Below are 20,179 nucleotides of genomic sequence, written 5' to 3'. Positions count from 1 at the left end.
GCTCAGCCCCGCAGCAGCTGCCAGCCCAGGCGGAGGATCAGCACCCCGACGACGACGAGGAAGACCACCCGGACGAAGCGGCTGCCCCCACCGACGGCGGTCCGGGCCCCCAGGTAGCCGCCCGTGAGGTTGGCCGTCCCCATGACCAGGCCGAGCCCCCACAGCACCGATCCGTCGATCGCGAAGACCACCAGGGCGCCGATGTTGGTGGCCAGGTTGACGATCTTCGCGGTCGCGCTCGCCTCGAGGAACGCGAAGCCGAGCAGCCCCACCAGGGCGAAGACCAGGAACGCGCCGGTGCCGGGACCGGCGATGCCGTCGTAGAACCCGATCACCGCCCCCACCAGACCCGCGGCCACGGTGTGCCGGTGGCCGCTGAACCGCAGCTCGGTGACGCCGCCGACGCCGGGCCGCAGCAGGGTGTAGACGGCCACCACCACCAGGGCGACCAGCACGACGGGCTCGAGCACGCCGTCGGGCACCGCAGCGGCCGACAGCGCGCCCCCGGCGGAGCCGACCGCCGCCACCCCGGCCATGGGCAGCGCCGTCGCCAGCCCCGGCCGCACTCGCCGGTAGTAGGTGGCCGCGCTCGTCGCGGTGCCCATCGCGCTGGAGATCTTGTTGGTCGCGAGCGCCTGGACCGTCTCCATCCCGGGCACCAGCAGCAGCGCGGGCAGCTGGATCAGCCCGCCGCCGCCGACGACCGCGTCGACCCACCCGGCGGCGAACGCGGCGAGCACCAGGAGGACCACGGTGACCGCGCTCAGCGAGCCGAGGGTGGTCACCCCCGCAGCCTCTCACCGGCGGCCCACCGTCCCCTCGCGTGGGTGACGTCCGGTAGGACGACGGGGTGACCCCGGACCACTCGCCCCGCGCCGTCGTCGAGCGGCTGCGGCCGCTGCTGCTCGCCGTCCACCGGGCCCTGTCCGCCGGCGTCCGGGTCAGCGCGGCGATCCACGTCGAGCGCGGCTGGAGCCCCTCGGCCGATCGCCACCTCGACCACCAGCTGGTCCGGCGCGAGGCGATGGAGCGGCTCAAGCCCTGGGGTGCCCGGCCCGAGGACGACGAGCCCTCCGACCCGCTGCTGGCCCAGCAGCTGGAGTTCGTCGACACCAGCACCGACAACCTGGGCCTGCCGATGAGCGGGCTGATCCTGCGCACCCCGACCGACGTCGTGCGCGTCTGGCGGTCCGACGACGGCGAGCTGCCCGCCGCGGCCACCGACGGGCTGCGCGCCTTCTACCGGCAGGCGCCCAGCCGGCAGCTGCAGCTCCACCTCGACGACCGGCCCGACGAACCCCGCCCGGCGCCCGGCCACCTGGCACTGCTGTGGGCCGACGCCGGCGCCGTCCTCACCCGGTTCGACCTGGTCCGTCCCGGCGGGCACGCCGGCCGGCGGGTGCAGGTGGACTGGCACGTCGACCTGCTGCAGCGACTGGTCCACCCCGCCGCCTGACGACAGCTCCGGGAGCATCGCAGCGAGGGACGAGCGAGGAGCGGACCGGGGGGCGGAGTCGGGCCGGTGCGCACCGCCTGAGGCGGCGGGGTGGACGGCGCGGTCCCGGCGTCAGACGCCGACGGTCTCCCGGTCCCGGGCGACCGCCGGCGTGACGGCCGGACGCCGCCGGGCTCCCACGGCGAGGGCGACCCCGGCGAGGCCGGCCAGCAGCCCGGCGACGCCGGCCACGAGCGCGGTCGCGGTCAGCGCCGAGGAGCCGTCGTCGGCAGCGGTCGCCGCGGGCGAGGGCGCCGCCGGGGTGCCGGCGTCGGCGGTCGGGGCGGCCAGGCTCAGCGCGGGCGCCGGGTGCTCCGGCTCGGGCCGGCCCTCGACGGCCGGCTCGACCCAGGAGACGGTGGTCCCGTCGTCGTAGCCCTGCAGCGCCGGGAACACCAGCGACTCCGCGCCCTCGGGCAGCGGGCCGGCGCTGATCGAGAAGCTCTGGTACTCACCCGGGGCCAGGCCGCCGCCCGGGTCGGCCGTCCACGTCACCTCGGTCACCGCCTCGGTGATCGTGGTGCCCTCGGCCTCCACCGGCGTGGGCAGCTGCGAGGTCGTCGTCGCGGCCGTCCACCCGGGGACCGGCTTCACGCTGACGAAGGCGAACGGGGTGTCGGCCGGCAGCTGGACCCGCAGGGACGTCGTCCGGGCGGTGTCGCTCTCGCTCGGCATGCGGAAGGTGATCTCACCGAACCCGCCGGCGGCGGCGTCGGGCGAGCTGACGGTCACGTGCGCCGAGGCGGTGCCGACCCCGAGGGTCAGGACGGCGACGACGGCGGGAAGGACCGCCAGGAGGGCGGTGCGCAGGCGGGGGTGCATCGGGGCTCCTCGAGGTCTCGGGCGGTCCGGGGAGGGCCGGCCGTCGGGGGAGTGGTCGTCCCGCCCGCGACCCGGGTTCCGCCGGTCCGCCCCCCAGTGCTGGGGGCTGCCGCGATCGTGGAGTCCGGATCACGCAGAGTGACCGTTCGACGTGCGCGTTCCCGGTGGCGCGCTTACGCTCTGTTTCCGGCGTCCACGAGGGACGCCCGTTCCCGGAGGTGCTGCATGGCCACGCTTCTCTGGATCCTCGCCGTCGTCCTCGTCGTCGCCGGCATCGTCGCGATCCTGCGGCGGCAGTTGTTGTGGGGGATCGTGCTCATCGTCGTCGGCCTGCTCGTCGGGCCCGGTGGGGTGAGCGTCTTCACCTGACGCGCGGCGACCCTCAGCGGTCGCCGAGCTCGGGGTGCAGCTGGCGCAGTCGCGCGGTGAGCGAGTTCAGCTCGTCGCCCCCTGCCATCAGGCGCGTGAGGACGTCGGCATCGACGTCCTCACGCGTCAGATCGCCGGCCACGTGACCGTGCGCCAGCAGCAGGAAGCGGTCGCCGATGAGGTGCGCGTAGCGGGGGTTGCTGGTCACCGCCACGATGGCCAGCCCCTGCGCGCGGGCCGACAGCACGGCCTGGCCGATCAGGGTGTGCTGCCCGATCGTCATGGGGGCGGTCGGCTCGTCGATCACCAGCACCCGCGCACCGAAGTGCAGTGCCCGGGCGATCGCCAGGGTCTGCCGCTCGCCGGCGCGCAGCGCGGCCGCCGGGAGGTCCGGGTCGACCCCCGGGACGCCGACCCGGCCCATCGCCCGCACCGTGGCCTCCCGCGCGGTGGCGACGTCCAGCCGGCGCAGCGGCCACACCCCGCGCGTGGGCTCGACGCCCAGGAAGAAGTTGCGCCACACCGAGAGCAGCGGCGCGACGGCGAGGTCCTGCCAGACGGTGGCGATGCCGGCCGCGCGGGCGGCCTTGGGTGAGCGGAAGCGCACCGGCCGGCCGTCGAGCAGCAGCTGGCCCTCGTCGGGCCGCAGGAGCCCGGAGAGCACCGAGACCAGGGTGGACTTCCCCGAGCCGTTCTCCCCGAGCACGCAGGTGATCTCGCCGGGCCGGAAGGCGGCGGTCACCCGCGCCAGCGCCGCCACGCTGCCGTGGTGCACGCTCAGCGCCCGCAGCTGGAGCACCGGGGGTGCGGCGGCCTCGCTCACGACCGGGGCACCGCCCGCAGCCGCCCCCGCACGACGCTGTTGGCCAGCAGCGCCACGAGCAGCAGCACGCCGAGGAACGCCTCGAACCAGCGCGGGTCCCAGCCGGCCAGGTTGACCCCCTGCTCGGCGACGGCGTAGACCAGCGCCCCCACCGCGGCGCCGACCGCCGAGCCGTAGCCACCGGTCAGCAGGCAGCCCCCGATCACCGCGACGACGACGAAGTCGACCGCCGTCCCCAGCCCGGTGGTGGCCTGCACGCCGCCGAGCCGGACCAGGCCCAGCGTGCCGATGAGCCAGCCGGCCGCGGCGGTGCAGCAGTAGAGGGCGATCGTCGTGCGCCGGTCGGCGACCCCGAGCTCCTGGGCCGCCCGCCGGGCGCCGCCGACGGCGAACACCCCGTTGCCGAACCGCGTGCGCCAGAGCACCCACGTCGCCCACGCGGTCAGCACCAGCCACCACACCAGCGAGACGCGGAAGCGGCCGTCGCCCAGCTGCGCGGTGGAGCCGAACACCGCCGTCACCGACGACCAGCCCGGTGCGGCGCCGAGCCCCTCGATGCGCACCGACCCGGTGAGCGTCCGCGTGCCGGCCAGGGCGACGCCCTGCAGCACGAGGAACGTCGCGAGGGTCACCAGGAAGCTGGGCAGCCTCGTCGCCGTGACCAGCCCGCCGTTGACCAGGCCCACCAGCAGCGCGGCGGCCAGCGAGACGGCCAGGGCCGGCCAGGCTCCCCAGCCGGCCTGGTCGACCAGCACGCCGGTGAGCAGGGCGCCGGCGACGGCGACCATGCCGATCGACAGGTCGAAGTGCCCCGAGACCAGCAGCATCGCGACGGCGACCCCGCCGATGCCGAGCAGGGCCGCGGAGTCCAGCACGCTGGCCAGCCCGCCGGTGCTGAGCAGGCCGGGCGCCAGCGGGCCGAAGATCAGCAGCACGAGGGCCAGCCCGGCGAACGCCGCGAGGCTGGGGCGGGCCAGCGCCCGGCCCAGCAGCCGTCGTCCACGGGTCGGGACCGGCACGGCCGTCGAGGGGCCGAACGAGGGCAGGCCGGAGACGGTCACGATCGGGTGCGGGACGTCGGCAGCGCGGGCCTCCTCCGGGCGGGGTGGCCCCAGTGTCCACGATCGGCGGTCCCCGTCCCCCGTGCAGGGCCCCGCTGCGGGCCTGCGAGCGGTGGGGGACGGGGGTCCTCCTAGGGGCGCAGCCGCCAGCGGACGCGGTCGTCGGCGTACCAGGTCCACCGGCTCACCGGCCGGGGGTAGGGGACGCCGTCCCGGGTGACGCGGGCCGGGTCGCAGGCGATCTGCACCGCCCGGCCGGTGGTGCGCCGGGCCGGCCGCAGCGGCAGCGTGACCACGACCACGCCGATGGTGTCCACGGCCCGCCAGTCCGGCCGGACCTCGATCCGGGTGATCTCGCCGTCGGCGACCTTCACCGCGTCGTGGTGGGCCTGCGCCCCCAGCCGCCGGCCGAGGAACCCGCGCCGGTCGTCGCCGGCCGCCTCGACCCGGCCGTGGTGCAGCAGCACCCCGCCGTGGTCGTCGCGGACCAGGCTCAGCTCCCGCTCGTCGCCGGTGCCGACACCCAGCGCCCGGGCCAGCCCGACCGAGGCGGTGTCGTCGGCCGGCTCCCAGGACACCGGGACCACCCCGGTGCGGCCCGCCTTGTGCAGCGCCGCCAGCACCGCCGACAGCGCCGGCACCGGGCCGCGGACCAGCAGCGCCTCGGCCTCGGCGGCCGGCGCGACGGCGTCGCGGGCGGGTGCCTGGCCCGGTTCCAGGCCGCGCAGGTCGAACTCGACGAGCGACATGCGGATACCCTGCCACCTGCCAGCCGGTCATCCGCCGGTGCCGAGGCTTGAGGGGATCGACAGCGAGATGCCGGCAGTCGTGCTGATCGGGGCCCAGTGGGGCGACGAGGGCAAGGGGAAGGCCACCGACCTGCTCGGGGGCCGCGTGCCCTACGTGGTGCGCTACCAGGGCGGCAACAACGCCGGCCACACCGTGATCACCCCCGACGGGGAGCGGTACGCGCTGCACCTGATCCCCTCGGGGATCCTCACGCCCGGGTGCACGCCGGTCATCGGCAACGGCGTCGTGGTCGACCCGCAGGTGCTCATCGGGGAGCTCGCGGGCCTCGAGGAGCGCGGCGTGGACACCTCGCGCCTGGTGATCTCCGCCGACGCGCACCTGATCATGCCGCACCACCGGGCTCTGGACCGGGTCACCGAGCGGTTCCTGGGCAAGCGCCGGATCGGCACGACCGGCCGCGGCATCGGCCCCGCCTACGGCGACAAGGTCGCCCGCACCGGCATCCGGGTGGCCGACCTGCTGGACCTGTCGATCCTCCGGCAGAAGCTCGAGGGCACGCTCCAGGAGAAGAACCAGGTCCTGGTCAAGGTCTACAACCGCAAGGCGATCGACGTCGACGAGGTCGTCGAGGAGTACGCCGGGTACGCCGAGCAGCTCAAGGACCGCATCGCCGACACCCGGCTGCTGCTGGGCAACGCCCTCGACGCCGGCGAGTGGGTGCTGCTGGAGGGCTCCCAGGGCACGCTGCTCGACGTCGACCACGGCACCTATCCGTTCGTCACGTCGTCGAACCCGACCGCCGGCGGCGCGGCCACCGGCTCCGGCATCGGCCCGACGCGGATCGAGCGCGTGGTCGGGATTCTCAAGGCGTACACGACCCGCGTGGGGTCCGGCCCGTTCCCGACGGAGCTGTTCGACGCCGACGGCGAGTACCTGCGCAAGCAGGGCGGGGAGGTGGGCGTCACCACCGGCCGCGACCGTCGTTGCGGCTGGTTCGACGCCGTCGTCGCGCGCTACGCGAGCCGGGTCAACGGCATCACCGACTACTTCCTCACCAAGCTCGACGTCCTGTCCGGCCTGGAGACGGTCCCGATCTGCGTCGCGTACGACGTCGACGGCGTCCGGCACGAGGAGATGCCGATGACGCAGACCGACTTCCACCACGCCAAGCCGGTGTACGAGGAGATGCCCGGCTGGTCCGAGGACATCCGGTCCTGCCGCCGCTTCGACGAGCTCCCGGCCAACGCTCAGGCCTACGTCCGCCGGCTGGAGGAGCTCTCCGGGGCGCGGATCAGCGTCATCGGCGTCGGCCCGGGCCGCGACGAGAACGTCGTCGTCCACGACCTCATCGGCTGAAGGACCCCTCTGCCCCCAGCACTCGCAGGCTCGCGGCGGGACCCTGCAGAGGGGCCGGGGGTGGGGCCTACGGCCGGCGGACGGGGACGGCGGCGGCGGACTGCAGCTCGGCCCGGGCCCGGACGGCGATCTCGGGGGCGTCGGTGATGACGCCGTCCACGCCGAGGGCCAGCAGCAGACGGGCCTCGGTCTGCGCGTCGCCGAGGGCGGAGGGGTCCTCACCGCGGCGCAGGTGCCGGGGCAGGAACGCGTTCTCCGGGCGCAGCGTCCACGGGACGACCAGCAGGCCGGCCCGGTGCGCCTGCGCGATCAGGTCCGAGACACCGGTGAGCGCCTGCTCCTCGTCGCGCAGCAGGATCCGGTGCCGGCTCGGGGCGATGCCCTGCGCGTAGGTGCTGACCTCGCGCAGGCCCACCGGGCTGACCAGCCGGTCGTCGGCGGCGCCGTCGTCCACCAGCTGCAGCATCGTCGGCCCCTGCGACCCGAGGGCGGCGCGCAGCCGGCGCAGCGCCGCGGCGTCGAAGGACTGCACGACGACGGTCCCGTCGGGGCCCGCCGACCCGAGGCGGCGCAGCTCGGCGGCGACCAGCTCGGTCATCGGCACGGCGTGCGCCTCGAACCAGCTCGGCTTCTTCAGCTCGGCCAGGACCCGGATCTGCCGCTCGGGCGTCGAGCGCCGGCGGGCGATCTCCACGACCTCGGCGAGGGTCAGGATGCCGAAGCGCCCGTCGTAGGTGGTGTTGAGCGGCCGCAGCGCCGGCATCCGCTCGACGGCGCGCAGGGTGCGCAGCTCGGCGAGGGTGAAGTCCTCGGCGAACCAGCCGGTCCGCTCGCGGCCGTCCACCTCGCGGGTGGTCCGCCGGTCGGCGAACTCCGGCCGGGCGGCGACGTCGGTGGAGTGGGAGAGCTCGCTCTCGTGCCGGGCGATGAGCGCGCCGTCGCGGCTCACCACGACGTCGGGCTCGATGAGGTCGGCACCGAGGTCGATGGCCAGCTCGTAGCTCGCCGCGGTGTGCTCGGGACGGTAGGTCGGGGCCCCACGGTGCCCCACGACGACGGGACGGTGGAGGCCGGTCGCCGGACGGGTTGCCAGCGACTCGATCGCGTGCATGTCCTCTACAACACCGCAGCGACCTGAACAGAACGCGAACGTCACCAGGTGAGTCGCCGACAATTCGGAGGACAGGCGGCTGACCTGCGCGGGACCATCCCACCGTGACGCAACTCTCACTTCTCGGCTGGACGCCGGAGCGGGCGGCCGAGCTCCCGCCGGACGCCGTCCCCGGCCGGGTGGCCCGGGTCGACCGCGGCCGCCTCACCGTGCTCACCGGCGACGGGGAGGTGCGCGCCGCCCTCGGAGCGCGGGTGCACGGGGACACCGGGCCGACCGTGGGGGACTGGGTGGCGCTGCGCGGGGAGCTGGCGGTGGCGGTGCTGCCTCGGCGGACGGCGTTCACCCGCGTCGTGGCCGGACGCGCCTCGGCCGAGCAGGTGGTCGCCGCGAACCTGGACACGGTCCTCGTCGTCGACGCCCTGGCCGGGGCCCCGCGGCTGCGCCGGGTCGAGCGGTACCTCGCGGTGGCGTGGGGGAGCGGGGCCACGCCGGTCGTCGTCCTCACCAAGGCCGACCTCTGCGACGACGTCCCGGCCGCGGTGCGGGCCGTGGCCGAGGACGCCCTCGGGGTCGCCGTCCTCGCGGTGAGCGCGGTGACCGGGGAGGGCGTCGAGGCGGTCCGCGCGCTGGTCGGCCCGGGGCGCACCGCGGCCATGGTCGGGCCCTCGGGCGTCGGGAAGTCCAGCCTCGCCAACGCGCTGCTCGGGCGGGAGCTGATCGCCACCGGCGCGATCCGGGCGGGCGACGGGCGGGGGCGGCACACCACCACCGCCCGCGAGCTGCACCTGCTCCCCGGCGGCGGCCTGCTGGTGGACACCCCCGGCATGCGCGAGCTCGGACTGGTGGACGACGAGGGCATCGGCACCGCCTACGCCGACGTGACCGAGCTGGCCGCCGGGTGCCGGTTCCGCGACTGCGGGCACCACACCGAGCCCGGCTGCGCGGTCGCCGCCGCGATCGGCGACGGCCGGCTCGACCCCGCCCGGTACACCGCCTGGCGCAAGCTGCAGGCCGAGGCGCGGCGGCAGGAGCTGCGCGCCGACGCCCGGGCGCGGGCCGCCGAGCACGCCCGGGTCCGGGCCTTCGCCCGCGCCGTCCGGGCGCAACCCAACCGGATCCGCTGACACGGGCCCCGATGAAGGACCTCCCTGCCCCCCGCCACTCGCAGGCTCGCGGCGGGACCCTGCAGGGAGGCCGCTCGACGCTCGGCGTGAGGCCCTGAAGGGTGGCCGTTCCATCCCGTGGCGGGGTCGGTAGCGTCGCCGACCGTGCGCGTGCTCGTGATCGGCTCCGGAGCCCGGGAGCACGCCCTGTGCGTCGCTCTGCAGAACGACCCGGCGGTCACCGCCCTGGCCTGCGCGCCGGGCAACGCCGGCACGCGGGCGGTCGCCGAGGCCCTGCCGGTCGACGTCGCCGACCCGGTCGCGGTGGCGGCCGCCGCGACCGGCTGGGACGCCGACCTCGTCGTCGTCGGGCCGGAGGTGCCGCTGGTCGCGGGCGCCGCCGACGCGGTCCGTGACGCGGGGATCGCCTGCTTCGGCCCGTCGGCGCAGGCCGCGCAGATCGAGGGCAGCAAGTCCTTCGCCAAGCACGTCATGGCCGCCGCCGGTGTGCCGACCGCCCGCTCGTGGCCGGTCGGCGGCCCGGCCGAGCTGGAGACCGCACTCGACGAGGCGGGAGCGCCCTACGTCGTCAAGGACGACGGGCTGGCCGCGGGCAAGGGCGTCGTCGTCACCACCGACCGGGACGCCGCCGTCGCCCACGGCTCCCGCGTGCTCGACGCCGGCGGGGCGGTGCTGGTCGAGGAGTACCTCGACGGCCCGGAGGTGTCGCTGTTCGCCGTCACCGACGGGACGACGGTGCTGCCCCTGCTGCCGGCGCAGGACTTCAAGCGCCGCGACGACGGGGACGCCGGGCCCAACACCGGCGGCATGGGCGCGTACGCGCCGCTGCCGTGGGCGCCGCCGGACCTGGTGGACGAGGTGCTGGCCACGGTGCTGCAGCCGACGGTCGACGAGATGCGCCGCCGCGGCGAGACGTTCGCGGGGCTGCTGTACGCCGGCCTGGCGCTGACCTCGCGCGGCGTGCGGGTCGTGGAGTTCAACGCCCGCTTCGGCGACCCGGAGACCCAGGTGGTGCTGCCGCTGCTGGCGACCCCGCTGGGCGGGCTGCTGCACGCGGCCGCCACCGGCACCCTGGCCGAGCACCCACCGCTGCAGTGGCGGCCCGGCGCCGCGGTGACCGTCGTGGTCGCGGCCGAGGGCTACCCCGAGCGGCCCCGCACCGGCGACCCGATCACCGGCGCCGACGCCGAGGGCGTGCTGCACGCCGGCACCACCGTCGACGCCGACGGGACGGTCCGGTCGGCCGGCGGCCGGGTGCTGGCGGTGACCGCCGTCGGTGCGGACCTCGCGGCGGCCCGGCAGCGGGCCTACGAGCGGGTGGCCGGCGTCCGGCTGGCCGGCGCGCACTGGCGCACCGACATCGCGCTGGCCGCCGTGGAGGGCCGGGTCGCCGCCGGCTGAGCTACTCCGCGGTGACGACCGGCCGCGCCCGCTCCGGGCGCGGCTCGGGCGGCCGCGGCCCGTCGTGCCGCCGTGCCAGGTAGGTGCCGGCGACGTTGGCGCAGGCCACCAGCGGGACGGCGATGAGCGCCCCGAAGATGCCGGCGACCAGCAGGCCCGCGGCGATGGCGAGGACGACGGCCAGCGGGTGCACCCGCACCGCCCGGCCGAGCAGCAGCGGCTGCAGGACGTGCCCCTCCAGCTGCATGACCAGGATGACGACGGCCAGCGCGATCAGCGCCGTCACCGGCCCCTTGGTGACCAGCGCCACGAGCACCGCCACCGACCCGGCCAGGAACGACCCGATGATCGGGATGAACGCGCCGAGGAACACCAGCGCGGCCAGGGGGATGACGAAGTCCACGCCCAGGACCGCCAGCCCGATGCCGATGCCGATCGCGTCGACCAGGGCGACCGCGACCGTGGCCCGCACGTAGGAGATCAGCGTGCGCCACGAGCGGCGGGCGGCCTCGTCGATGTAGGCGCGGGAGTCGGCCGGGCACAGGCCCACCAGCCACAGCCAGATCGACCGGCCGTCCTTGAGGAAGAAGAACAGCGTGAACAGCGCCAGGACGATGCCGGTGAAGACCTCACCGACGGTCGCCGCCGTCGTCAGCGCCCCCGAGGTCAGCGTGTCCCGGTTGGCGACGAGCGCGTCCTGCGCGGCGGTCAGCGCCTCGTCGATCTGCCGCTCGGACACCGGGAAGGTGTCGACCACGAAGTCGCGGATCTGGGTGAGGCCCTGGCTGACCTGGTCGGCGAGGTCGGGGAAGCCGGCGATGAACTGGTTGACGACCAGCGTGATGATCCCGGCCACCACGCCCAGGCCCACGATGAGCATGGCCAGGGCGGAGAGCGACCGCGGCCACCCGTGCCGGACCAGCGCGGCCGCGCCGGGCTGCAGCAGCGCGGCCAGCAGCAGCGCCACGAACACCGGCACCACGACGACGGCGACGTAGGCGGCGGCGTAGAGCAGCGCGTAGAGGCCGGCGAGGACGACGATCAGCCGCCAGGACCAGGAGGCGGCGACGCGCAGCGCGGCGGGGACGGCGTCGTCGGCGGGACGGCGGCCGGCACCGGTGAGCCGGCGGGCGTGGGGACCGGTGCGGTGCGCCCGACCACCGGCCGGTGGGCCGCTGACCCCGCCGGGCTGGAGCGGGCCGTCCAGGTCCGGCGCACCCGGCTCCGGGCTGCCCAGCGGCGGCTCGCCGTCCTCGGCCGGTCCGAGGTCGAGTTCGGCGGGGACGTCGTCGTCGCGGACGAGGATCGCGCGGTCGTCGTCCCGCTCGGGCCAGCCGTGCGGGTCGGCCTCGGCAGCGGCCCGGATGCGCTCGCGCGCCCGGGTGACGAGGGCGCCGGCCCGTCGCAGCATCGCCCACCTCCGCTCGCGGCCTGGGGGCCGTCCATGATCACGCTAGCCCTACGGGACACTGTTCCCGTGGTGCGACGAGCTGACCGGGTGCGGGCGGTACCCGCATGATCGAGCGGTACACCCTGCCCGAGATGGGGCGGGTCTGGAGCGACCAGCACAAGTACGAGCTGTGGTGCCGGGTCGAGACCCTCGTCCTCGAGGCGCACGCGGCGGCCGGCCGGGTGCCCGCCGACGTGGTGGAGCCGGTGCGCAACGCGCCCCCACCGGCGCCCGAGCGGGTCGCGGAGATCGAGGAGACGACGCAGCACGACGTCATCGCCTTCCTGACCGCGTGGGCCGACAACACGACCCCGCGGTCGGCGGCGGCGTACGTGCACCACGGCATGACGTCGTCGGACCTGCTCGACACCGCGCTCGCCGTCCAGCTGACCGAGGCCACCGACCTGCTGCTGGCCCGCCTCGACCGGTTCGTGGCGGTGCTGCGCGACCACGCGCTGGCCCACCGGCACACCATCAAGGTCGGCCGCACCCACGGCGTGCACGCCGAGCCCGACGTCTGGGGCCACCGGGTCGCCGACATCGCCTTCGCCGCCGCCCGCTGCCGCGACCGGCTCCGCGCCGCCCGCGAGCGGGTCGGCGTGGTGGCCATCTCCGGCGCCGTCGGCACCTACTCCCTGATCGACCCGTCGGTCGAGGTCGCGGTGGCCGAGGCCCTCGACCTGCGGCCGGCCGACGCGTCCACCCAGGTCGTGCTGCGGGACTCGGTCAGCGAGTGGGTCGCCGCGCTGGCGATCATCGCGACGGTCTGCGAGACGGTCGCGCTCGAGGTGCGGCACGGGCAGCGGACCGAGGTGCGCGAGCTGTCGGAGGCCTTCGGCTCGGGTCAGAAGGGCTCGAGCGCGATGCCGCACAAGAAGAACCCGATCCGCTCCGAGCGGATCGCCGGGCTGGCCCGCGTCGTCCGCGCCGCCGTCGTCCCGGTGATGGAGGGCATCCCGCTGTGGCACGAGCGGGACATCTCGCACTCCTCGACCGAGCGGGTCTTCCTGCCCGACGCCGCGATCACCACCGACTACCTGCTGCACCTGACCACGGGCCTGGTGGAGAACCTCGTGGTGGACGCCGACCGGATGCGGGCCAACCTGGAGTCCACCGGCGGGCTGATCTACACCTCCTCGGTGCTGCTCGAGGTGGTGGAGAGCGGCCTGTCCCGCGAGGACGCCTACGCGCTGGTGCAGTCCGCCGCGATGGAGACGTGGAACACCGGGACGCCGTTCCGGGAGACGCTGCGGGCGCGTGCCGCCGCGTCCGGCGTGGAGCTGGACGAGGCGCGGCTGGACGAGATCTGCCGGCCGGAGCGCTACGTGCAGAACCTAGACCCGCTGTTCGAGCGCGTGGCTGCCCTGAAGTGACCGTGGACCTGCCCCTGGTGGCCCGCGGCAAGGTGCGGGAGATCTACGACGCCGGCGCCGACCGGCTGCTGCTCGTGGCCTCCGACCGGATCTCCGCCTACGACCACGTGCTGCCCACCCCGATCCCCGACAAGGGGCGGGTGCTCACCGCGCTGTCGGTGTGGTGGTTCGAGCAGCTGACGCCGGTGCTGGAGTCGTTCGGGGCGGCGCACCACCTGCTGTCTGCCACGGACGTGCCGGCCTCCGTGGCGGGGCGGGCGATGCTGGTGCGCCGGCTGTCGATGCTGCCGGTCGAGTGCGTGGCCCGCGGCTACCTGTCGGGGTCGGGCACCGCCGAGTACCGCCGCACCGGCTCCATCCGGGACGTCGCACTGCCGGCCGGCCTGGTCGAGGGCTCGCAGCTGCCCGAGCCGGTGTTCACGCCGTCCACCAAGGCCGAGGTGGGGGAGCACGACGAGGCGATCGACTTCGCCGCGGTCGAGGCGGCCGTGGGCGCCGAGCGCGCCGCCGAGCTGCGCGAGCTCACGCTGGCGCTGTACCGGCGCGGCGCGGAGCTGGCCCGGGAGGCCGGGATCATCCTCGCCGACACCAAGTTCGAGTTCGGGCTGGACGCCGAGGGGCGGCTGACCCTCGGCGACGAGGTGCTCACCCCCGACTCCTCGCGATTCTGGCCGGCGATGACCTGGTCGCCGGGCGCGGCGCAGCCGTCCTTCGACAAGCAGTACGTGCGCGACTGGCTGACGTCGTCCGGCTGGGACCGCACCTCCCCGCCGCCGGAGCTCCCGGCCGATGTGGTCGAGGCCACCCGCGAGCGCTACGTGACCGCCTACGAGACGCTCACCGGCACCACCTTCCACTGATGCGAACGCACTCGGGCCTCGCGCACCGCTCCGGCGGCTCCGGGGAGTCCCTGCTGCTCCTGCTGCACGGCCTCGGCGCCACCGGCGCGGTCTGGGACCGGCTGCTGCCGCTGGTCGAGCGCTCCTGGCCCGGGTCGTGGGCGGCGCCGGACCTGCGCGGCCACGGCCGGTCGCCCGCCGAGCCGCCGTACGGCTACGCCGTGCACGCCGCGGACGTCGCCGAGCTGGCCGTGGCTCTCGGCGCCGCGCGGGTGACCGTGCTCGGCCACTCGTTCGGCGGCGTGGTCGGCGCGGTGCTGGCCGGCGGCTGGTACGGGGTCGAGGTCGAGCGGGTGGTCGCAGTCGGCGTCAAGATCGACTGGGCGGACGACGAGGTGGCCCGCGCCCGGTCGCTCGCCGTCCGCCCGCCCTCGGTGTTCCCGACCCAGGCCGAGGCCGCCGAGCGGCACCTGCGGCTGGCCGGGCTCACCGGCCTGGTGGCACCGGACGACCCGGTCGCGCTGGCCGGGGTCCGGGAGGTGGCGGGCGGGTTCACCCCCGCGCTGGACCCGCGGGCGTTCGGGGCCGTCGGGCCGTCGGTGGAGGAGGTGCTGTCGCGTGCGGCGGCCCCGCTGCGGCTGGCGGCCGGCTCCGGCGACCCCATGGTCGGCCTGGCCGCGATGCGGCGCGTGGACCCGGGCGCGGTCCTCGTCGAGGGCGCCGGCCACAACGCCCACTGGGAGGCCCCCGAGGCGGTCTGGTCGCTCGTCACCGGCTGACCCCGCCGGTGATGTGCGCGGACGCCGCACTCTGCGCCCGGGTGCGCCGCACCTGCACATCGCCGGGCCGGGGAGGCCGAGCGAGACCAGCATCACCGGCACCCCGGCCGGTGGGCCGCGTCACCCCGGTACCCTCGTCCGCGTGCCCCAGGTGGTCGTCGACGTCGTCCTGAAGCCGGAGATCTCCGACCCCCAGGGTCAGGCGGTGCTGGGAGCGCTGGGCCGGCTCGGCCACGGCAGCGTGACCAGCGTCCGCCAGGGCAAGCACTTCGTCCTCGAGGTCGAGGGCACCCCTGACGAGGCCGAGCTCAAGCAGATCGCGGAGACGCTCCTGGCCAACCCGGTCATCGAGGACGTCGAGCTCCACCTGCCGACCGACTGAGAGAGAACCCTCCCGTGCGCATCGGTGTCATCACCTTCCCGGGCTCCCTGGACGACGTCGACGCCGCGCGCGCGGTGCGCCTGGCCGGCGCCGAGCCGGTCGCGCTCTGGCACGCGTCGCACGATCTCGAGGACGTCGACGCCGTCGTCCTCCCCGGTGGCTTCTCCTACGGCGACTACCTGCGGGCCGGCGCCATCGCCGCGCGGGCGCCGATGATGGCCGACGTCGTCGACCGGGCGCGCCGGGGCATGCCGGTCCTCGGCATCTGCAACGGCTTCCAGGTGCTCTGCGAGGCCGGCCTGCTGCCCGGCGCGCTGACCCGCAACAGCCACCTGCACTTCCGCAACCGCGACCAGGCACTGCGCATCGAGCGCGCCGACACCGCCTGGACGGCGTCCTACGCGCCCGGCCAGCAGATCGTCGTCCCGGTGAAGAACGGTGAGGGCCGCTACGTCGCCGCCCCTGCCGACCTCGAGCGGCTGGAGGGCGAGGGGCGGGTGGCCGTCCGCTACGTCGAGGGCAACCCCAACGGCAGCTCCAACGACATCGCGGGCGTGACCAGCGCGGACGGCCGCGTCGTCGGGCTCATGCCGCACCCGGAGCACGCGGTCGAGGACCTCACCGGGCCGTCCACCGACGGGCTGGGCTTCTTCACCTCCGTGCTGAAGGCGGTCGTCGCAGCGTGAGCCAGGACAGCGCGACGCAGGGGCTCTCCGACCTCGACACCGGGCCCGGCCCGCTGCAGCACCGGCTCGACACCGTCGAGCTCGCCGCGCGGACGCCGGACGTCGAGCAGCCCTACAGCGAGCTCGGCCTGAAGTCCGACGAGTACGCCCGGATCACCGGCATCCTCGGCCGCCGGCCCACCACCGCCGAGCTGGCGATGTACTCGGTGATGTGGAGCGAGCACTGCTCCTACAAGTCCTCCAAGGTGCACCTGCGCCGGTTCGGCGACCTGCCGCGCAGCGAGGCGCTGCTGGTCGGCATCGGCGAGAACGCCGGCGTGGTCGACGTCGGCGACGGCTACGCGGTCACCTTCAAGGTCGAGTCGCACAACCACCCCAGCTACGTCGAGCCCTACCAGGGCGCGGCCACCGGGGTGGGCGGCATCGTCCGGGACATCCTCACCATGGGTGCCCGGCCGGTCGCGGTCATGGACTCGCTGCGGTTCGGCCGGGCCGACGCCGCCGACACCGCGCGGGTGCTGCCCGGCGTCGTCGCCGGCGTCGGCGGCTACGGCAACTGCCTGGGCCTGCCCAACATCGGCGGCGAGCTCCTCTTCGACGACTGCTACGCCGGCAACCCGCTGGTCAACGCCCTGTGCGTCGGCGTCATGCGGCACGAGGACGTCCGGCTCGCCAAGGCCGAGGGCGTCGGCAACAAGGTCATCCTGTTCGGGGCGCGCACCGGCGGCGACGGCATCGGCGGCGTCAGCGTGCTGGCCAGCGAGACCTTCGACGCCGAGGGCCCGGCGAAGCGGCCCAGCGTGCAGGTCGGCGACCCGTTCACCGAGAAGCTGCTCATCGAGGCCTGCCTGGAGATCTTCGCCGCCGACCTGGTCACCGGCATCCAGGACCTCGGCGGCGCCGGCCTGTCCTGTGCCACCTCCGAGCTGGCCAGCGCCGGCACCGGCGGCATGCACGTCGACCTCGACCGGGTGCCGCTGCGCGACAGCACGCTGACCCCCGCCGAGATCCTGATGAGCGAGTCGCAGGAGCGCATGTGCGCGATCGTCGAGCCCGGCAAGGTCGACGCCTTCCTCGCCGTCTGCCGCAAGTGGGACGTGCTGGCCACCGTCATCGGTGAGGTCACCGACGGCGACCGGCTCACCGTCGACTGGCACGGCGAGCGGATCGTGGACGTCCCGCCGCGGACGGTCGCCCACGAGGGCCCCGTCTACGACCGGCCGATGCAGCGCCCCTCCGACCTCGACGACCTGCAGGCCGACGACCCGGCCGCGCTGCCCCGCCCGCGGACGCCGGAGGAGGTCGCCGCGCACTGGCTCGCCATCGTCGCCAGCCCGGACGGCGCCGACAAGACCTGGGTCACCGAGCAGTACGACCGCTACGTGCGCGGCAACACCGTGCTCGCCCAGCCCGACGACGCCGGCGTGGTCCGCATCGACGAGGACACCTCCCGCGGGATCGCGCTGGCCCTCGACGGCAACGGCCGCTACGCCCGGCTGGACCCCTACACCGGCACGCAGCTCAACCTGGCCGAGGCCTACCGCAACGTCGCCGTCTCCGGCGCCCGCCCGCTGGCGGTCACGAACTGCCTGAACTTCGGCTCTCCGGAGGAGCCCGAGGTCATGTGGCAGTTCGCCGAGGCCGTCCGCGGCCTGGCCGACGCCTGCCGCGACCTGGGGCTGCCGGTCACCGGCGGCAACGTCAGCCTCTACAACCAGACCGGCGACGTCGCGATCAACCCGACCCCGGTCATCGGCGTCCTCGGCGTGCACGAGGACGTCCGCCGGCGGGTCCCGACCGGCTGGCGGACGGCGGGGGAGACGGTGCTCCTCCTCGGTGAGACGAGGCCGGAGTTCGGCGGCTCGGCGTGGGCGTCCGTGGTGCACGGCCACCTCGGCGGCCGCCCGCCGGCGGTCGACCTGGCCGCGGAGCGGGCGCTCGGCGAGCTCATGGCCGTGCTCGGCCGCGACGGTCTGGTCAGCTCCGCGCACGACCTCGCCGACGGCGGTCTCGCCCAGGCCCTGGCCGAGTCGGCGCTGCGCTACGGCACCGGCGCCCGCCTCGCGCTCGGGGACGACCCGTTCACCGCGCTGTTCAGCGAGTCGGCCGCCCGGGCGGTGGTGACCACGGCCGACCCCGCGGCCGTGCGGCGGGCCGCCGAGGAGGCGGGGGTGGCGGTCACCGAGCTCGGGACGACGGGCGGTGAGGCGCTCACGGTGGACGGCGTCGGCGACCTGGCGCTGGCCGAGCTGCGGGCCGCCTGGAGCGCGACGCTGCCGGCGCTGTTCGGCACGCCCGAGGCCACGGTGGGCAGCGTGCCCGCGGGGACCGTCCCGACCAGCTGATGGCCGCGCCGATCTCCGCCGAGGAGCTGCGGGCGGCGGTCGAGCCGGTGCTGGCCTGGCTGGCCGGGGAGGACGAGCAGCCCGGCCGCTCGGTCGTCGGTGCCGCGGTGAAGACCAGCGCCCGGTGGCTGGCCCAGCAGGTGCCCGGGAAGTCGGTGGAGCTGCGGGTGCCGCCGCACGTCGCCGTCCAGTGCGTGCCCGGGCCGCGGCACACCCGCGGCACGCCGCCCAACGTCGTCGAGACCGACGCCGCGACCTGGCTGCGGCTCGCCACCGGGGCGCTCACCTGGGACGAGGCGACCGCGGAGGGCGCGGTCAGCGCGAGCGGCAACCGCGCCGACCTCAGCGCCTTCCTGCCGATGGCGCCGCTGCGCCGGCGCTGACCGGCACCCCGGATGCGACAGGGCCCCGGCTGCGGAAGCAGCCGGGGCCCTGCGACGCGGCGGGGGGTCAGCCGGTGAAGAGCGTGATCGCGGTCTTCACCGTCTGGTAGAGCCCGTAGACCAGCGGGATGCCGACCAGCGTCCAGGCGAACGCGATCAGGCCGGTCGGGGTGTGGGTGGACTGCTCGTTGCGCGGGGTGGTCATCAGGCGGCGCTCCGTTCGCGGTCGGCTCGTGCGGTGGCGGGGGTGGTCCGCTTCGGCTCGTGCCACTTGCTGGCCACCGGCCGGACCAGCAGGTTCGCGACGAACCCGACGGCGAGCAGCCCGACCATGATGAACAGCGCGGGCCGGTAGTTGGCCGCGACCAGCTGGCCCGGCGTGCCCTGGGTGTCCAGGACGCTGTTGACGATCAGCGGTCCGGCCACGCCCGCCGCCGACCACGCGGTCAGCAGCCGGCCGTGGATCGCACCCACCTGGTAGGTGCCGAACAGGTCGCGCAGGTAGGCCGGGACGGTCGCGAACCCGCCGCCGTAGAAGGAGATGATCACCGCCGCGAGCAGGACGAACACCCAGGTCGCGCTGCTGCCGATGGTCGCCAGCAGGACGTAGAGCACCAGCCCGACGCCCAGGTAGACCATGTAGATCGGCTTGCGGCCGATGAAGTCCGACGTGGACGACCACACGAACCGGCCGGCCATGTTGAACAGCGACAGCAGGCCGACGAAGCCGGCCGCCGCGGCCGTCGCCACGGTGGAGGTCTCCCCGGTGCGGAAGAAGTCCTGGATCATCGGGCTGGCCTGCTCGAGGATCCCGATGCCCGCGGTCACGTTGCAGAACAGCACCACCCACAGCAGCCAGAACTGCGGGGTCTTGATCGAGTTGGCGGCCGAGACGCTCTCGGTGGTGACCAGCGCCTTCTGCTTGACCGAGGAGGGGTCGAAGCCCGCCGGCTTCCAGTCGTCGGCCGGGACCCGCACGATGAACGCCCCGAACATCATGAAGACCAGGTAGACCGCGGCGAAGGTGAAGAACAGCGCCGAGACGGCGCCGCCGTTGGGCACCGAGCCGGAGACCGAGGGGTCGTAGCCCGGGTCGTACCAGCTCATCAGCTGGCGGGACAGCGGCGAGGCGATCAGCGCGCCGCCACCGAAGCCCATGATCGCCATCCCGGTCGCCAGGCCCGGACGGTCGGGGAACCACTTGATCAGCGTGGAGACCGGCGAGATGTAGCCGATGCCCAGGCCGATGCCGCCGATGACGCCGTAGCCCAGGTACAGCAGCCACAGCTGCCGGGTCTCGATGCCCACCCCACCGACGACGAAGCCGGTCACCCAGAAGCACGCCGAGGTGAACATCGCCGCCCGCGGGCCGTTGCGGTCCACCCAGGTGCCGAACAGGGCCGCGGACAGGCCCAGCATCACGATGGCGATGGAGAAGACGATGCCGATCGCCGTCTGTGTGGTGCCGAAGTCCTCGACCAGCGCGGTCTTGTACACGCTGGTGGCGTAGGCCTGGCCGATGCACAGGTGGACCGCCAGCGCCGCCGGTGGGATCAGCCACCGGTTGAAGCCGGGCCGGGCCACGATGCGCTCGCGGGCCAGGAAGCTCGGTACTGCCACGGGCGGA

The 20,179-nt window shown here is 75.2% G+C and carries 21 protein-coding genes; 12 read left to right on the top strand and 9 right to left on the bottom strand.

Translation table 11 applies throughout. The features are described 5' to 3' along the window. Positions 1–2 precede the first annotated feature (2 nt). Positions 3–785: a TSUP family transporter gene (locus tag ACI79D_RS01005; protein ID WP_456916422.1), complete on the bottom strand. Its 783-nt coding sequence runs from the start codon at positions 783–785 to the stop codon at positions 3–5. 65 nt (positions 786–850) lie between these two features. Between ACI79D_RS01005 and ACI79D_RS01000 the strand changes: the two genes are divergently transcribed. Beyond that, positions 851–1,456, top strand: a complete 606-nt coding sequence (locus tag ACI79D_RS01000) for a hypothetical protein (RefSeq protein ID WP_456916421.1) — start codon at positions 851–853, stop codon at positions 1,454–1,456. A 111-nt stretch (positions 1,457–1,567) separates the two neighbouring features. On the opposite strand, the gene ACI79D_RS00995 is transcribed toward ACI79D_RS01000, so the two are convergent. Beyond that, complete coding sequence (locus ACI79D_RS00995; protein ID WP_456916420.1) at positions 1,568–2,317, bottom strand: YcnI family copper-binding membrane protein; 750 nt, start codon at positions 2,315–2,317, stop codon at positions 1,568–1,570. Positions 2,318–2,542: 225 nt separating this feature from the next. On the opposite strand from ACI79D_RS00995, the gene ACI79D_RS00990 reads away from it, so the two are divergent. After that, positions 2,543–2,686, top strand: a complete 144-nt coding sequence (locus ACI79D_RS00990; protein ID WP_456916419.1) for a GPGG-motif small membrane protein — start codon at positions 2,543–2,545, stop codon at positions 2,684–2,686. Between the two features lie 13 nt (positions 2,687–2,699). Here the strand turns inward: ACI79D_RS00990 and ACI79D_RS00985 are convergent, their stop codons facing one another. The 3 genes from ACI79D_RS00985 to ACI79D_RS00975 all read right to left on the bottom strand — a co-directional run bounded on the left by ACI79D_RS00985 (position 2,700) and on the right by ACI79D_RS00975 (position 5,319). Beyond that, on the bottom strand, positions 2,700–3,509 hold the full coding sequence (locus ACI79D_RS00985) for an ATP-binding cassette domain-containing protein (RefSeq protein WP_456916418.1): 810 nt from the start codon (positions 3,507–3,509) through the stop codon (positions 2,700–2,702). Further along, complete coding sequence (locus ACI79D_RS00980) at positions 3,506–4,570, bottom strand: ABC transporter permease (RefSeq protein WP_456916417.1); 1,065 nt, start codon at positions 4,568–4,570, stop codon at positions 3,506–3,508. The genes ACI79D_RS00985 and ACI79D_RS00980 overlap by 4 nt, the downstream gene beginning before the upstream one ends. A 131-nt stretch (positions 4,571–4,701) precedes the next feature. Further along, positions 4,702–5,319 (bottom strand): hypothetical protein, encoded by a 618-nt coding sequence (locus ACI79D_RS00975; RefSeq protein WP_456916416.1) that lies wholly within the window; start codon positions 5,317–5,319, stop codon positions 4,702–4,704. A gap of 67 nt (positions 5,320–5,386) precedes the next feature. Here ACI79D_RS00975 and ACI79D_RS00970 point away from each other — a divergent pair, with 67 nt between their 5' ends. Continuing rightward, entirely contained in the window at positions 5,387–6,676 is a 1,290-nt protein-coding gene (locus tag ACI79D_RS00970; RefSeq protein WP_456916415.1) for an adenylosuccinate synthase, read from the top strand. Positions 6,677–6,743: 67 nt separating this feature from the next. On the opposite strand, the gene ACI79D_RS00965 is transcribed toward ACI79D_RS00970, so the two are convergent. Then, positions 6,744–7,727 carry a glycerophosphodiester phosphodiesterase family protein gene (locus ACI79D_RS00965; protein ID WP_456916414.1) on the bottom strand — a complete coding sequence of 328 codons (984 nt, stop codon included), beginning with the start codon at positions 7,725–7,727 and terminating at the stop codon, positions 6,744–6,746. A gap of 164 nt (positions 7,728–7,891) precedes the next feature. On the opposite strand from ACI79D_RS00965, the gene rsgA reads away from it, so the two are divergent. Then, complete coding sequence (gene rsgA / locus ACI79D_RS00960; protein ID WP_456916413.1) at positions 7,892–8,914, top strand: ribosome small subunit-dependent GTPase A; 1,023 nt, start codon at positions 7,892–7,894, stop codon at positions 8,912–8,914. A gap of 144 nt (positions 8,915–9,058) precedes the next feature. After that, positions 9,059–10,315 (top strand): phosphoribosylamine--glycine ligase, encoded by a 1,257-nt coding sequence (gene purD, locus ACI79D_RS00955; RefSeq protein WP_456916412.1) that lies wholly within the window; start codon positions 9,059–9,061, stop codon positions 10,313–10,315. Between the two features lies 1 nt (position 10,316). Here purD and ACI79D_RS00950 read toward each other — a convergent pair whose 3' ends face one another. Continuing rightward, complete coding sequence (locus tag ACI79D_RS00950) at positions 10,317–11,726, bottom strand: AI-2E family transporter (protein ID WP_456916411.1); 1,410 nt, start codon at positions 11,724–11,726, stop codon at positions 10,317–10,319. 104 nt (positions 11,727–11,830) lie between these two features. On the opposite strand from ACI79D_RS00950, the gene purB reads away from it, so the two are divergent. From purB to ACI79D_RS00915, 7 genes are all read left to right on the top strand, one after another. Next, complete coding sequence (purB, locus tag ACI79D_RS00945) at positions 11,831–13,138, top strand: adenylosuccinate lyase (RefSeq protein WP_456916410.1); 1,308 nt, start codon at positions 11,831–11,833, stop codon at positions 13,136–13,138. 2 nt (positions 13,139–13,140) lie between these two features. After that, complete coding sequence (locus tag ACI79D_RS00940; protein ID WP_456916409.1) at positions 13,141–13,998, top strand: phosphoribosylaminoimidazolesuccinocarboxamide synthase; 858 nt, start codon at positions 13,141–13,143, stop codon at positions 13,996–13,998. Next, positions 13,998–14,756 (top strand): alpha/beta fold hydrolase, encoded by a 759-nt coding sequence (locus ACI79D_RS00935; RefSeq protein ID WP_456916408.1) that lies wholly within the window; start codon positions 13,998–14,000, stop codon positions 14,754–14,756. The genes ACI79D_RS00940 and ACI79D_RS00935 overlap by 1 nt, the downstream gene beginning before the upstream one ends. A gap of 142 nt (positions 14,757–14,898) precedes the next feature. Beyond that, the gene (gene purS, locus ACI79D_RS00930) at positions 14,899–15,138 is read left to right on the top strand and encodes a phosphoribosylformylglycinamidine synthase subunit PurS (protein ID WP_456912457.1); all 240 of its coding nucleotides are present in this window, start codon (positions 14,899–14,901) and stop codon (positions 15,136–15,138) included. Between the two features lie 14 nt (positions 15,139–15,152). Continuing rightward, positions 15,153–15,824 carry a phosphoribosylformylglycinamidine synthase subunit PurQ gene (gene purQ / locus ACI79D_RS00925; protein WP_456916407.1) on the top strand — a complete coding sequence of 224 codons (672 nt, stop codon included), beginning with the start codon at positions 15,153–15,155 and terminating at the stop codon, positions 15,822–15,824. After that, positions 15,821–18,169: a phosphoribosylformylglycinamidine synthase subunit PurL gene (gene purL / locus ACI79D_RS00920; protein WP_456916406.1), complete on the top strand. Its 2,349-nt coding sequence runs from the start codon at positions 15,821–15,823 to the stop codon at positions 18,167–18,169. Before purQ ends, purL begins: the two co-directional genes overlap by 4 nt. Continuing rightward, positions 18,169–18,552 carry a sterol carrier family protein gene (locus ACI79D_RS00915; protein ID WP_456916405.1) on the top strand — a complete coding sequence of 128 codons (384 nt, stop codon included), beginning with the start codon at positions 18,169–18,171 and terminating at the stop codon, positions 18,550–18,552. Before purL ends, ACI79D_RS00915 begins: the two co-directional genes overlap by 1 nt. A 67-nt stretch (positions 18,553–18,619) precedes the next feature. Here the strand turns inward: ACI79D_RS00915 and ACI79D_RS00910 are convergent, their stop codons facing one another. After that, a complete protein-coding gene (locus ACI79D_RS00910; RefSeq protein ID WP_456916404.1) occupies positions 18,620–18,757 on the bottom strand; it encodes an MFS transporter small subunit in 138 nt (45 codons plus the stop codon). Further along, positions 18,757–20,172, bottom strand: coding sequence for an OFA family MFS transporter (locus ACI79D_RS00905; RefSeq protein ID WP_456916403.1), 1,416 nt, complete (start codon positions 20,170–20,172; stop codon positions 18,757–18,759). Before ACI79D_RS00905 ends, ACI79D_RS00910 begins: the two co-directional genes overlap by 1 nt. Positions 20,173–20,179 lie beyond the last annotated feature (7 nt).

Source organism: Geodermatophilus sp. SYSU D00708 (genome assembly GCF_054050115.1).
This window is presented reverse-complemented; position numbering and strand designations above follow the sequence as displayed.